The organism is Cellulomonas sp. C5510, assembly GCF_019797765.1.
In the GTDB taxonomy this organism is placed as follows: domain Bacteria; phylum Actinomycetota; class Actinomycetes; order Actinomycetales; family Cellulomonadaceae; genus Cellulomonas.
In genome coordinates this window covers 2,564,608-2,578,095 of record NZ_CP081862.1, presented here as the reverse complement: position 1 = coordinate 2,578,095, position 13,488 = coordinate 2,564,608, and the positions used below count along the sequence as shown (strand labels likewise).

At 74.6% G+C, this 13,488-nt stretch carries 12 protein-coding genes and 1 pseudogene; 11 read left to right on the top strand and 2 right to left on the bottom strand.

The window, feature by feature from the left end:
* The first annotated feature begins 8 nt into the window (after nucleotides 1–8).
* Entirely contained in the window at nucleotides 9–1,034 is a 1,026-nt protein-coding gene (gene whiG / locus K5O09_RS11935; RefSeq protein ID WP_222169750.1) for an RNA polymerase sigma factor WhiG, read from the top strand.
* Between the two features lie 72 nt (nucleotides 1,035–1,106).
* Here whiG and K5O09_RS11930 read toward each other — a convergent pair.
* Nucleotides 1,107–1,580, bottom strand: a pseudogene (locus K5O09_RS11930) (peptidoglycan DD-metalloendopeptidase family protein); the annotation flags it as partial.
* Nucleotides 1,581–2,034: 454 nt separating this feature from the next.
* Here K5O09_RS11930 and rpsB point away from each other — a divergent pair.
* The 8 genes from rpsB (at nucleotide 2,035) to dxr (ending at nucleotide 9,111) form a co-directional block, all read left to right on the top strand.
* The gene (rpsB, locus tag K5O09_RS11925) at nucleotides 2,035–2,991 is read left to right on the top strand and encodes a 30S ribosomal protein S2 (protein ID WP_222169749.1); all 957 of its coding nucleotides are present in this window, start codon (nucleotides 2,035–2,037) and stop codon (nucleotides 2,989–2,991) included.
* A gap of 45 nt (nucleotides 2,992–3,036) precedes the next feature.
* A complete protein-coding gene (tsf, locus tag K5O09_RS11920) occupies nucleotides 3,037–3,882 on the top strand; it encodes a translation elongation factor Ts (protein WP_222169748.1) in 846 nt (281 codons plus the stop codon).
* A gap of 103 nt (nucleotides 3,883–3,985) precedes the next feature.
* A complete protein-coding gene (pyrH, locus tag K5O09_RS11915) occupies nucleotides 3,986–4,708 on the top strand; it encodes a UMP kinase (RefSeq protein WP_222169747.1) in 723 nt (240 codons plus the stop codon).
* Between the two features lie 86 nt (nucleotides 4,709–4,794).
* Nucleotides 4,795–5,352 carry a ribosome recycling factor gene (gene frr / locus K5O09_RS11910; protein ID WP_222169746.1) on the top strand — a complete coding sequence of 186 codons (558 nt, stop codon included), beginning with the start codon at nucleotides 4,795–4,797 and terminating at the stop codon, nucleotides 5,350–5,352.
* The gene (locus tag K5O09_RS11905; protein WP_222169745.1) at nucleotides 5,352–6,206 is read left to right on the top strand and encodes a phosphatidate cytidylyltransferase; all 855 of its coding nucleotides are present in this window, start codon (nucleotides 5,352–5,354) and stop codon (nucleotides 6,204–6,206) included. The genes frr and K5O09_RS11905 overlap by 1 nt, the downstream gene beginning before the upstream one ends.
* A 13-nt stretch (nucleotides 6,207–6,219) precedes the next feature.
* The gene (rlmN, locus tag K5O09_RS11900; protein ID WP_222169744.1) at nucleotides 6,220–7,344 is read left to right on the top strand and encodes a 23S rRNA (adenine(2503)-C(2))-methyltransferase RlmN; all 1,125 of its coding nucleotides are present in this window, start codon (nucleotides 6,220–6,222) and stop codon (nucleotides 7,342–7,344) included.
* Nucleotides 7,344–7,901: a DivIVA domain-containing protein gene (locus K5O09_RS11895; RefSeq protein ID WP_222169743.1), complete on the top strand. Its 558-nt coding sequence runs from the start codon at nucleotides 7,344–7,346 to the stop codon at nucleotides 7,899–7,901. Before rlmN ends, K5O09_RS11895 begins: the two co-directional genes overlap by 1 nt.
* A 25-nt stretch (nucleotides 7,902–7,926) precedes the next feature.
* Entirely contained in the window at nucleotides 7,927–9,111 is a 1,185-nt protein-coding gene (gene dxr / locus K5O09_RS11890) for a 1-deoxy-D-xylulose-5-phosphate reductoisomerase (protein WP_222169742.1), read from the top strand.
* 30 nt (nucleotides 9,112–9,141) lie between these two features.
* Here the strand turns inward: dxr and K5O09_RS11885 are convergent, their stop codons facing one another.
* Entirely contained in the window at nucleotides 9,142–10,560 is a 1,419-nt protein-coding gene (locus K5O09_RS11885) for an FAD-binding oxidoreductase (RefSeq protein ID WP_222169741.1), read from the bottom strand.
* A 308-nt stretch (nucleotides 10,561–10,868) separates the two neighbouring features.
* On the opposite strand from K5O09_RS11885, the gene K5O09_RS19435 reads away from it, so the two are divergent.
* The gene (locus K5O09_RS19435) at nucleotides 10,869–12,086 is read left to right on the top strand and encodes a diguanylate cyclase (protein ID WP_222169740.1); all 1,218 of its coding nucleotides are present in this window, start codon (nucleotides 10,869–10,871) and stop codon (nucleotides 12,084–12,086) included.
* Nucleotides 12,087–12,101: 15 nt separating this feature from the next.
* Entirely contained in the window at nucleotides 12,102–13,418 is a 1,317-nt protein-coding gene (locus tag K5O09_RS11875; protein WP_222169739.1) for an RIP metalloprotease, read from the top strand.
* The last annotated feature ends 70 nt before the right edge of the window (nucleotides 13,419–13,488 follow it).

The following is a 13,488-nucleotide window of genomic DNA, read 5'->3' as shown; positions in this document are numbered from 1 at the left end:
AGACAGGCATGTCAGTCCCTGCTGAGGTCACCGCCCCCGTGGCGGTGCCCGACCGCGCCGCCTGGGCGCCGCTGGGCGTCATCCCGCGTCAGCACGCGCTGGAGGAGTGCCTCGGCGTGGAGAGCGAGCTCGTGCTCGCCCCCGCCGACGTGGACGCGGTCGACGTGCTCGGGAGCACGGACGTCCTGGACGCCGATCTCGACGTCGCCGTGGTGCGCCTCGCCGCGGTGGACGACCCGGCTGCGCCCGAGGACCTCGACGCCCCGGCGGTCGACCCGGTGGCGGAGGACTGGCTCCTGTTCAAGGCGGGCGGCGACCGGCTCGTGCGGGAGCGGCTCATCCTGCACTACGCGCCGCTCGTGACCGCCGTGGCGGGGCGCGTCGGGATGCGGCTGCCGGCGATGGTCGAGCACGCGGACCTCGTGTCCTACGGGATGTTCGGGCTCATCGACGCCATCGAGAAGTACGAGCCGGGCCGGTCGGTGAAGTTCGAGACGTACGCCGGCGCGCGGATCCGCGGCGCGATCATCGACGAGCTGCGGGCCATGGACTGGATCCCGCGGTCGGTCCGGACGAAGGCCCGCGCTGTCGACCGCGCCTACGCGGAGCTGGAGAGCGAGCTGCACCGCGTGCCCACCGAGGGCGAGGTCGCGGCTCGTCTCGGCATGGACATCCGGGACCTGCGGGCCCTGTTCACGCAGCTCTCGACGGTGAACGTCGCGGCGCTCGACGAGCTGCTGGGTGCCGGTGAGGAGCGGGGTGACCGGCTGTCGCTGCTGGACACGCTCGGTGACGACAGCACGCCGGACCCTGAGAGCTCGTTCGAGGCGCAGGAGACGAGGTTCCTGCTGGCCCGCGCGATCGACCAGCTCGGCGAGCGGGAGAAGCTCGTCCTCGTCCTGTACTACTACGAGGGCATGACGCTCGCGGAGATCGGGCGGGTGCTCGGCGTGACCGAGTCGCGCATCTCGCAGATGCACACCGCGGCGATGCTGCGTCTCCGTGCCCGCCTCACGGAGGCCGACCGCGGCTGACCCGGGCGGCCGGGGGGCAGCGGCGAGCAGGACGACAGGACCGCCCGTGAGCAGGGCCTGCGGGTCCAGGTAGGTCTCACCGTCCCGGACTCCCCAGTGCAGGCAGCTCGCGGGGGCGCAGTGCGAGCGGACGCCGTCGACGACGGTCCCGAGCACCTCGCCGGCGGCGACGCGCGCCCCTGCCGCGACCGCGGGTGCGACCGGCTCGACCGAGCTGCGCAGGCCGTCGTCGTGGCGGACGGTCACCACCGGCCGGTCGACGACGAGCCCTGCGTGCGTGACCGTCCCCGCCCGCGGGGCGCGCACCGGCGTCCCGGCGGGTGCCCGGAGGTCGACCCCCCGGTGTCCCGCGGCCCACGGTTGCGGTGGGCCGTCGAACGCCTCGAGGACGACGAACGGGTCGACGGGGGGCGACCACCCGCCCGGACCGCGGGGCGGCTCGCCGGGAGCCGGCGTCAGGGAGGCGACCGCGGTCGTCGCGAGCGTGGCGGCGGCCACGAGCAGCGCGAGCAGGGCGGCGGGTGGCCCGGGGGGCGGGAGTCGCATCGGCATGCCGAGACGGTGCCGTGCGCGCGGGGCCGTCGTCGCGGTCGAGACCGCTCACCTGGGGACGCGCCGCGTGCCGCGGTGCTGGGGAGGAGCCGGTGCCCCGGTGCCGGCCGGGCCGTCCCACCGCGTCACGACGGGCGCACCTCGGCCGTGCCGCGGACTGTCCCGGTGGCTCGCCCCCGTCCGGTAGACTGCCTCCTGCGACCGGTGCGTGCCGGTCGACATCGCGCGTCACCACCGGCGCTCGCACCCGGACCGTCCGACGGTCCCGGGTGGGTGCGGCGGGCCGACGCCGGCAGCGGTCCGGGTTCGTCCCGGCGTCGGCGTGGGCGTGGCGCCAGGGACGCCGCCCGCCCGGGAGGCGTCGACAACCGGACGAGCGGGTCGGCCACGCGGCTGGCCCGCGATCAGTGTGCGCGCCCCCGACGTGGGCGCGTCGGAAGGACCTGTCATGGCCGTCGTGACCATGCGCCAGCTGCTCGAGAGCGGTGTCCACTTCGGGCACCAGACCCGCCGCTGGAACCCCAAGATGAAGCGCTTCATCTTCACCGAGCGCAACGGCATCTACATCGTCGACCTGCAGCAGTCGCTGTCCTACATCGACCGCGCGTACGACTTCGTCAAGGAGACCGTCGCGCACGGCGGCACCATCCTGTTCGTCGGCACGAAGAAGCAGGCGCAGGAGCCGGTCGCGGAGCAGGCCGCCCGCGTCGGCATGCCGTACGTGAACCAGCGCTGGCTCGGTGGCATGCTCACCAACTTCCAGACGGTGAACAAGCGCCTGCAGCGCCTCAAGGAGCTCGAGCTCATCGACTTCGACGACGTCGCGGGCAGCGCGTACACGAAGAAGGAGCTGCTCATCATGCGTCGCGAGAAGGACAAGCTCGCGAAGACGCTGGGCGGCATCCGCGACATGGCCCGGACCCCGTCCGCCGTGTGGATCGTCGACACCAACAAGGAGCACCTGGCCGTCGACGAGGCCCGCAAGCTGGGCATCCCGATCGTCGCGATCCTCGACACCAACTGCGACCCGGACGTCGTCGACTACCCGATCCCGGGCAACGACGACGCCATCCGCGCCGTGCAGCTGCTCACCCGCGTGATCGCGGACGCCGCCGCCGAGGGCACGCTGCAGCGCCACTCCGCCCGTCAGGGCGGCGGCGCCGAGGCCGCCCCGGCCGACGCCGAGCCGCTGGCCGAGTGGGAGCGCGAGCTCCTGGCCGGTGCCGAGGAGTCGCTGGCCGCCACGCAGGCGACCGCCGACGAGGCCCCCGCGGGCGAGGCCGGTGCCGCCGAGGGCGCTGCCACGCCGGGCCAGGACGCCGCTCCGGCCGTCGAGGCCGCCGCCGAGGCCGCCGCGACCGAGACCGCCGCTGCCGAGTCCGAGGGCGCTGCCGAGTCCGAGTGACCCGGCTGCCCGACGACACGTACTGACGAGAAGGACGGGAAACTCATGGCCAACTACTCGATGGCCGACATCAAGGCGCTCCGCGAGAAGACCGGCGCGGGCATGATGGACGTCAAGAAGGCCCTGGAGGAGGCGGAGGGCGACGCCGACAAGGCGCTCGAGATCATCCGCGTCAAGGGCCTCAAGGGCGTCAGCAAGCGCGAGGGCCGCTCGGCCTCCGACGGCCTGGTGGCCGCCCAGGTCGTCACCGCCGGTGACGGCGAGGACGAGGTCGGCGTGATCGTCGAGGTGAACTCCGAGACGGACTTCGTCGCGAAGAACGCCACGTTCATCACCCTGGCGGAGAAGGTCCTCGCGACCGCCGTCGCCTCCGGTGCGCGCGACGCGGACGCCCTGCTCGCGGCGGACGCCGAGGGCAAGGCGCTGCAGGAGGTCGTCGACGAGACGGCCGCCGTGCTCGGCGAGAAGGTCGTGGTGCGCCGCGTCGCCCGCGTCGCCGGCGAGAAGGTCACGGTCTACCTGCACAAGGTGAACAAGGACCTCCCCCCGCAGGTCGGCGTGCTCGTCGCGACCGACGCCAAGGGCGCCGAGGTGGCGCGCGACATCGCGACGCACATCGCCGCGTTCTCGCCGTCGTACCTGACCCGCGACGAGGTCCCGGCCGAGACGGTCGAGAACGAGCGCCGCATCGCCGAGGAGACCGCCCGCAACGAGGGCAAGCCCGAGGCCGCGCTGCCGAAGATCGTCGAGGGCCGCCTGAACGGCTACTTCAAGGACGTCGTCCTGCTGGACCAGGCGTTCGCGAAGGACGCGAAGAAGTCCGTCGCCCAGGTGCTCGCCGAGGTCGGCGGCACGGTGACCGGCTTCGTGCGGTTCCGCGTCGGCGCCTGACGACGCACCACCCGGTGGCCCCGGCCCGGCAGGGCCGGGGCCACCGGCGCGAGCACCACCCGACGCACCCGTCGACCGCGGTCGAAGACACTGGAGGTTCCCCGTGACCAACGAGACCGACGCCCGACGGGTCCTGCTCAAGCTGTCGGGGGAGGCCTTCGGCGGTGGGTCCGTCGGCCTGCACGCCGGCGTCGTCCGCCGCATCGCGGCCGAGATCGCCGAGGCCGTCCGCGAGGGCGTCCAGGTCGCGATCGTCGTCGGCGGCGGCAACTTCTTCCGCGGCGCCGAGCTGGCCCAGAACGGCCTGGACCGGGCGCGCGCCGACTACATGGGCATGCTGGGCACGGTCATGAACTGCCTGGCGCTGCAGGACTTCTTGGAGCAGGCCGGCGTCGACACGCGCGTGCAGACCGCCATCACGATGGGCCAGGTCGCCGAGCCGTACATCCCGCTGCGCGCCATCCGGCACCTCGAGAAGGGGCGCGTCGTGATCTTCGGCGCCGGCGCCGGCATGCCGTACTTCTCCACCGACACCGTCTCCGTGCAGCGGGCTCTCGAGACGCACTGCGACGAGGTGCTCATGGGCAAGAACGGGGTCGACGGCGTGTACTCGGCCGACCCGCGCACGGACCCGGACGCGGTCCGCCTGGACCACCTGACCTACACCGAGGCGATCGTCCAGGAGCTCGGGGTCATGGACTCCACCGCCCTGTCGATGTGCCGCGACAACGGCGTGCGCATGCGCGTCTTCGGGCTGGAGACGCCGGGGAACGTCACCCGCGTGCTCCGGGGTGAGAAGATCGGGACCCTGGTCACCGAGGACTGACCGCGCCGGCGCGACCACCCGGCCGCAGCCCGGGACGCCGCCCGCACGCCCGCACCGCCAGCAGGACCTGAACCGAAGGAGCAACCGTGATCGACGAGATCCTCCTCGAGGCCGAGGAGAAGATGGACAAGGCCGTCGAGGTCGCGAAGGAGGACTTCGCCGCGATCCGCACGGGGCGCGCGAACGCGGCGATGTTCAACAAGATCACCGTCGACTACTACGGCAGCCCGACGCCGCTGCAGCAGCTGGCGTCGTTCAACGTGACCGAGGCCCGCACCATCCTCATCTCCCCGTTCGACAAGTCGTCGATGCAGGGGATCGAGAAGGCGCTGCGCGACTCGGACCTGGGCGTCAACCCGACGAACGACGGCAACGTCATCCGGGTGACCCTGCCGGCGCTCACGCAGGAGCGCCGCAAGGAGTTCGTGAAGCTCGCGAAGGCGAAGGCGGAGGACGCCCGCGTGTCGGTGCGCAACGTGCGCCGCCGCGCGAAGGACGAGCTCGACCGCCTGGTGAAGGACGGCGAGGCCGGCGAGGACGAGGTGGTCCGCGCCGAGAAGGAGCTGGAGGCCGTCACGAGGCGGCACGTCGACCTGGTCGACCAGCTCCTGTCCTCCAAGGAGTCGGAGCTGCTCGAGGTCTGATGTCCGCTCCACCCGCCGTCGCCCCCGCCCCCGGCACCTCGCGTGCCGGGCGGGACCTGCCCGTCGCCATCGCCGTCGGCCTCGGTCTGCTGGTCGCCGTCGCGGCGTCGCTGTTCCTCCGCAAGGAGGTGTTCGGCGTCGTCGCGGTCCTCGCCGTCGGGGCGGGGCTGTGGGAGCTGGCGCAGGCGTTCGCGCGGCGGGGCGTGCACATCCCGGTGCTCCCGCTGCTGGTCGGTGACGTCGGTGTGCTCGTGTCGGCGTACGTCGCGGGCATGGAGGCGCTCTTCGTCGCGTTCGTGCTGACCGTCGGCGGGCTGGTGGTCTGGCGGGTGCTGGACGGCAGCGGCGCCGCGGCCGTGCGTGACGCGACAGCCGGCGTGTTCGCGGCGGCGTACCTGCCGCTCATGGCGGGTTTCGTCGTGCTGATGCTCGCGGCGGACGACGGGCCCCTGCGGGTCGCGCTGTTCATCCTGCTGTGCGTCGCGAACGACACCGGCGGGTACGTCGTCGGCGTCCTGATCGGGCGGCACCCGCTGGCGCCGTCGGTGAGCCCGAAGAAGACCTGGGAGGGCCTGCTCGGCTCGGTGGTGCTGGCGTGCGTCGTCGGCGTGCTGGGCGTGCACCTGATGTTCGACGGCGATCCGGCCGTGGGCGCGCTCCTGGGCCTGGCGACGGTCGCCGTGGCCACGCTCGGGGACCTGGGCGAGTCGATGATCAAGCGGGACCTCGAGCTCAAGGACATGGGGACGCTGCTGCCGGGGCACGGCGGCGTCCTCGACCGCATCGACTCCATGCTGCTCGCGGCGCCCGTCGTGTACCTGCTGCTCGAGGCGCTCCAGCCCGTCGCAGCCTGATCCGGGGGGACCCATGAACGCCACACCCGTCGCACTGAACCTGTCCGCGCCCACGCGCGGCGCCCGCGGGAAGCCGCCGAAGCACTTCGTGGACCTCACGCCCGAGGAGCGGGTCGCGGCCGTGACGGAGCTGGGGGAGAAGCCGCTGCGCGCCAAGCAGCTCGCGACGCACTACTTCAGCCACCTGACGGCCGACCCGGCGGCGATGACGGACCTGCCCGCCGCCAGCCGCGACAAGCTGGTCGAGGCGCTGTTCCCGCCGCTGCTGACCGCGGCGCGCACCATGCAGGCCGACGGCGGCACGACCGTCAAGACGCTGTGGCACCTGTTCGACGGTGCGAAGGTCGAGTCGGTGCTCATGCGGTACGCCCACCGGTCGACGCTGTGCGTGTCGAGCCAGGCGGGCTGCGGCATGGCGTGCCCGTTCTGCGCGACCGGTCAGCTCGGGCTCACCCGCAACCTGTCGACCGCCGAGGTCGTCGAGCAGGTCCGGCACGCCGCCGCGGCGTTGGCGGCCGGGGAGGTCCCGGGCGGCCCGACGCGGCTGTCGAACGTCGTGTTCATGGGCATGGGCGAGCCGCTCGCGAACTACAAGACGGTGATGGAGACCGTGCGCCGGCTGACCGCGCCGGTCCCGCAGGGCCTCGGCATGTCGGCCCGCAACATCACGGTCTCCACGGTCGGCCTCGTGCCGGCGATGCGGAAGCTCGCGGGCGAGGGCATCCCGGTGACGCTGGCGCTGTCGCTCCACGCCCCGGACGACGAGCTGCGCAACGAGCTGGTGCCGATCAACACCCGGTGGAGCGTCAAGGAGACCATCGACGCCGCGTTCGAGTACTTCCAGGCGACGGGCCGGCGGGTGTCCATCGAGTACGCGCTCATGCGCGACATCAACGACCAGGCGTGGCGCGCGGACCTGCTCGGCACGGAGCTGAACCGCCGGGGACGCGGCTGGGTGCACTGCAACCCGATCCCGCTGAACCCCACGCCGGGGTCGAAGTGGACGGCGAGCGATCCTGCCGTCGAGCAGGAGTTCGTGGCACGCTTGCGCGCACACGGCATCCCCACCACCGTCCGCGACACCCGCGGGTCCGACATCGACGGTGCGTGCGGGCAGCTGGCGGCTGAGGAGGACTGATGAGCGGCGGCACCATGTTCCGGCGGGTGACGGGCGTGCGCACCGGGTACCACCCGGAGGAGGTCGACGACTTCTTCGCGCACGCCCGCAGCGTCTACGAGCAGGGGCCGTCCGGCGCGCTGTCCAGCACGGACGTCCGCACCGTCGCGTTCGACCTGGTGCGCCACGGCTACTCCACGACGGCGGTCGACGCGGCGCTCGACCGGCTGGAGGCGGCGTTCGTCGCCCGCGCCCGCGCGGACTTCATCGCGGAGCGCGGCCGGCAGGCGTGGCTGGAGCAGCTCGCCGAGCAGGCGCGCACGCTGTACGGCCGGCTCACGCGGCCGGACGGCGAGCGGTTCTCCCCGCCGAAGGGCCGGCAGCCGGGGTACCTCGCCGAGGACGTCGACGCGCTGTGCCACCGGCTGGTCGCGTACTTCGACACCAACACCCCGCTGGCGGCGCAGGAGGTGCGCTCGGCGGTGTTCCGGCGCGCGAAGGGCGGCAGGGCGTACGCCGAGGGACCCGTGGACGCGTTCTTCGAACGCGCCGTCGACGTGCTGCTCGCCGCGGAGTAGCCCGGCCTCGGGCAGGATGGTGCGGATGAACGCGCGCACCGTCGTCCTGCTCGGCTCCACCGGTTCGATCGGCACCCAGGCCGTCGACGTCGTGACCCGGAACCCCGACCGGTTCCGGGTGACCGGTCTCAGCGCCGGCGGGGCGGACCCCGTGGCGCTGGCCCGGCAGGCGGTGGCGCTCGGGGCGCAGACGGTCGCGGTGGCGGACCCCGACGCCGCGGGCGCGGTGTTCGCCGAGCTCGTCCGCGCGTCCGCCGACGCGGGGCTGCGGCAGATGGGCGTCGAGGTGCTCACCGGCCCGGACGCGGCGACGCAGCTCGCGGCCCGTGGCGCGGACGTGGTGCTCAACGGGATCACCGGCTCGGTCGGCCTGGGTCCGACGCTCGCCGCCCTGGAGGCCGGCAGCACGCTGGCGCTGGCGAACAAGGAGTCCCTGGTGGCCGGCGGGCCGCTGGTACGCGCCGCGGTGCAGCGCCCCGGGCAGGTCGTGCCGGTCGACTCCGAGCACTCGGCGATCGCGCAGTGCCTGCGGGGAGGCGCCCGGTCCGAGGTGCGGCGCCTGGTGCTGACCGCCTCCGGGGGACCGTTCCGCGGCCGGTCCCGCGCGGAGCTCGCGGACGTGACGCCGGCGGACGCCCTGGCCCACCCCACCTGGTCGATGGGGCCGGTGGTCACGGTCAACTCCGCGACCATGGTCAACAAGGGGCTGGAGCTGATCGAGGCGCACCTGCTGTTCGACGTCCCGGTGGCGGACATCCAGGTGGTGGTGCACCCGCAGTCCGTCGTGCACTCGATGGTGGAGTTCGCCGACGGGTCGACGATCGCGCAGGCGTCGCCGCCGGACATGCGGCTGCCGATCGCCCTCGGCCTGTCGTGGCCGGACCGCGTGCCGGACGTCGCCACGCCGTGCGACTGGACCCGGGCGGGGTCGTGGACGTTCGAGCCGCTCGACGAGGACGTGTTCGGCGCGGTGGCGCTCGCCCGGGGCGCGGTCGCGGCGTCAGGGACGCACCCGGCGGTGTACAACGCGGCGAACGAGGAGGCCGTCGCGGCGTTCCTCGACGGCAGGCTGCCGTTCCTCGGCGTGGTCGCCGTGGTCGAGGAGGTGCTCGCGGCCTACGGGGGCGGTCCTGCCGGTTCGGTCGCGGACGTGCACGCGGCGGAGGCGTGGGCGCGCGCCCGGGCCCGGGAGCGCGTCGCAGCCGCCTGACGGTGGCGCCCGGACCGCCCGGCGCGACGCTCAGGCCCCCGGCAGCGGGACCAGCGCGCGCGCCAGACGGCTCGGCCGGCCGGTGAGCCGTTCCTCCGCGTCCGCCACTGCCGCCCCGCGCCGGCCGGCGGCGATGCCCGCCCACCGCACCGGTTCCGGCCCCCAGGGCGGTGACCGGTGCCCGACCCACGGCAGCCGGGTCAGCGCCGAGTCCGTGCCGGTGAGCAGGTCCGCGAGGGTCCGGCCGGCGAGGTTGGCGGTCGCGACGCCGTCGCCGCCGTAGCCGCCCGCCCAGGCGAGGCCGTCGTCCGCGAGCCCGACGGACGGGTGCCCGTCGCGGGACACGCCGAGGGGTCCGCCCCAGGCGTGCGTGGTCCGCGCGTCCCGTACGGCGGGGAACAGCTCCACCAGGGCGCCGCGGAGACTCCGCGTGACCCGCGGGTCCTGGTCGAACGCCGGGTCGACGGCCGAACCCCAGTGGTAGGGGGCCCCGCGGCCCCCGAACGCGAGCCGGTCGTCCGCCGTGCGCTGCCCGTGGACGAGCAGGTGCCGGGCGTCGGCGAACGTCTGCCCGCGCTCCAGCCCCATGAGGTCCCACGTGCTCGTCGGCAGGGGCTCGGTGGCGATCATGAGCGAGTACAGCGGTGCGAGCACGCGGCGCGTGCCGGGCAGCGTCGCCGTCCACGCCTCGACGGCGCGCACGACCTGGCGCGCCCGGACGGTCCCCTGGTCGGTGACGACGGCGCGGGGGGAGATCCGCAGCGCGCGGGTGCCCTCCACGAGGCGTGCGCCGCGGGCGGCCACGACGTCCGCGAGGCCGCGGACCAGCCGCGCTGGCTGCACCCGCGCGCAGTCCGGCGTCCACGTGCCGCCGAGCACGTCGTCGGCGCGGACGTGCTCGGCGACCTCCGCCGGGCCGAGCAGCTCCACCTCGTCGCCCCAGCGGCCGGCGTCGTCGGCCCCGGCGGTGAGACGCTCGAGCTGCGCCGGGGTGCGGGCCAGGGTGACCGCCCCCCCGTAGGCGAAGTCGCAGTCGATCTCCTCGGCGGCGGCCACGCCCCCCACTTCGACGACGGTGTCCCGCATCGCCGACCGCATGGACCGCGCGGCGTCCTCCCCGTGCCGGCGGGCGATCACGCCGGCGGGTACGGGGAAGCGCGCCGAGCACCAGCCGCCGTGGCGGCCGCTGGCGCCGTAGCCCGCCACGGCCTGCTCGACCACGAGGACGTCCAGCGCGGGGTCGGCCTCCAGCAGGTAGTACGCGGTCCACAGGCCCGTCAGGCCCGCACCGACCACGACCACGTCGGCGGTGGTGTCCCCGTCGAGCGGGTCGCGCTGGTCCAGCGGCCCGTCCGCGGACACCTGGTCGAACCACAGCGACAGCCCGGCGAGGTCCCGCCCCGCCGTCCACGCGAGCGACGCCCCGCCCTCGGGCCCGCCGCCCGTCACAGGACCGCCGCCGGGCGGCCACCGTCGTGCGGCGGTCTCCGGTCGGGCTGGGTCGAGCGGGCCCGGCGGGACGTGCCCCGCGGCACCGCCCCGGGCTGCGATCCGGGAGTCACGGCGCCGATGGTCACCCGCGGGGAACGGTCCGCGCAAGCGCTCCGCCCGTCCCGCGGCGACGCCTCCTGCCGGCCCGGTCGCGACGCGCCGGAATCGCCGGGCGGGTGATCCGCGGGTGAACCCGCCCTGCGGCACCGGCGCGGGGCGGGCGGGCGAGGTACCGTGCCTCGACCCTGACCACCCCGGAGAGCGCTATGTCCGCACCGTCGCCCGCCCCGCGGGACCTGCCCGTGGCACGCCGGTCCGGCGACCCGACGCTCGGGCTGATCCGCCGCGTGCTGCTGGTGTGCCTGGGCGCGGGTGCGGTCGCGATCGCCTCGGTCGCCGTGGCCCGGTGGGACGACCCGCTGCTGCGGGTGGTCTCCCCGGTGCTGTTCGTCGTGGTGCTCGCGTTCGGCTGGGTGCTGCTCCGCCGCCCGCGGACGACGATCCCCGTCGCCCGGCTCGTGCTGTCCGCCTTCGACGGGCTGTGGCTCGGCGTCCTGGCCGCCCGCCTCGGCGCGGACCACGGCGGGTGGGACGCGTTGTTCCCCACCACGTTCATGGGGCTGGCGCTGTTCGTGGTCATCGGCTTCCTCGTCTACCCGACGCGGTTCGCGGTGCTGCACGCCGGCGTCCTGGTGGTCGCCACGCCGGCGGTGGGGATCGTGGCGCTCGCCGTCGGGCCCGACGACGGCCGGCGCGGCGCCCACGGCGTGGACCTGCTGCGGTACGCGATGTACCTCGCGGTGCTCGCGGCCATGGTCTGGGTGCTGTCCCGCACCAAGGAGCACGCGACCCGGGCGTTCCTCGTCGCGGAGCACGCCAGCGCGGAGGCGGCGAGCATGCGCGAGATGGCGTACCGGGACGCGCTGACCGGCGCGGCGAACCGCCGCCGGCTCGAGGAGGAGCTGGCGTACCAGGCACGGGTCGTCGGGTCCGGGCTGGACGTCGCCCTGGTGTACCTGGACCTCGACCGGTTCAAGCTCATCAACGACACCCTGGGCCACGCCGTGGGCGACCGGGTGCTCGTCGCCGTGGCCCACACCCTCGAGCAGCAGGTCCGGTCGGGGGACCTCGTCGCCCGGCTCGGGGGCGAGGAGTTCGTCGTCGTCGCCCCCGGCATGGGCCTCGGGGACGCCCGCGAGATGGCCGAGCGGCTGCGCGGGCTGCTCCCCGGGGCGGTGCAGCGCGCCGCCGACGTGCACGTCACGGCGAGCCTCGGCGTGACGTCCCTGCGCCCGGGCGAGGATCCCTCGACCGCCATCGAGCGCGTGGACGCCCTCATGTACCGCGCCAAGCGCTCGGGGCGGGACCGGGTCGCCGCCGACGACACCGCAGGCAGCACCACCGACGTCCAGCCGGCACCCAGGTCGAGGGGGCAGGATGTGGGGTCGTCCGACCGTCGCCGACCGGCGACCGACCACCGCTGAACGGGAGCGTGCCGCATGGCCTACGTGATCGGCGTGCTCGTGCTCGTCGTGGGCATCCTGGTGTCCATCGCCCTGCACGAGGTCGGTCACATGGTGCCCGCCAAGCGCTTCGGCGTGCGGGTGAGCCAGTACATGGTCGGCTTCGGCCCGACGCTGTGGTCCCGCACGCGGGGCGAGACGGAGTACGGCGTCAAGGCGGTCCCGCTGGGCGGCTACGTCCGGCTGATCGGCATGTACCCGACGCCCGAGGCCGTGGGGAACCCGCCGGTGCGCGGGTTCTTCAGCAGGATGGCCGCCGACGCCCGCGAGGCCAGTGCGGAGGAGATCCGGCCGGGGGAGGACCACCGCGCGTTCTACCGGCTCTCGACCCCGAAGAAGCTCGTCGTCATGCTCGGCGGCCCCGTGATGAACCTCGTCATCGCGGTGGTGCTGCTCGCGGTGGTGCTCATCGGCATCGGCACGTCCGGGGCGAGCACCACGCTGGCGTCCGTCAGCCAGTGCGTGCTCCCCGCCGACTCGACGGCCACGGAGTGCTCGCCGTCCGACCCCGCCGCGCCGGGCGCCGCCGCGGGCCTGCGCCCCGGGGACACGGTCGTCGCGTACGACGGCGTGGACATCACGAGCTGGGACCAGCTGTCCGGCCTCATCCGCGGCACCGGTGACGAGGCGGTGCCCGTCGTCGTCGAGCGGGACGGCGAGCGGGTGACGCTGTCCGTCACGCCGGTGGTGGCCGAGCGCCCGGTGGTCGGGGACGACGGCCGGGTGGTCACCGGCGACGACGGCGAGCCCGTGACCCGCAGCGTCGGGTTCCTCGGCGTCAGCCCCGGCACCGAGCTGCAGCGCCAGCCGGCGTCCGAGGTCGTGACCCTGACCGCCGACGCCGTGTGGCAGACCGGCAAGGCCGTCGTGACGCTCCCCGTGAGCCTCGCGGGCATCGCGCAGAGCGCGTTCGGCGGCGCGGAGCGCGACTCCGGCGGGGTGCTCGGTCCCGTGGGCATCGCCCGGCTCGCCGGCGAGGTCGCGTCGAGCGACGCCCCGGGCGTGGGCGTGGCCGAGCGCGTGTCGGCGATGCTCAGCCTGCTCGCGTCGCTCAACATCGCGCTGTTCGTCTTCAACCTCATCCCGCTGGTCCCGCTCGACGGCGGGCACGTGGCCGCCGCCCTCTGGGAGGGCACCAAGCGCACCGTCGCCCGGGTGCGGGACCTGCCCCGCCCGCGTCCCGCCGACGCCGCGCGCCTGCAGCCGGTCGCGCTCGCCGTCTTCGTCCTGCTCGGGGGCATGGGCCTGCTCCTCGCGTACGCCGACGTCGTCGCCCCCGCCTCCCTGGGCTGACGCGCTGACGCGCGTCGCCGCCCCGGCGCGGTACGGGTGCACGCACGGCTCGCGGTGCGATGATGAGGCG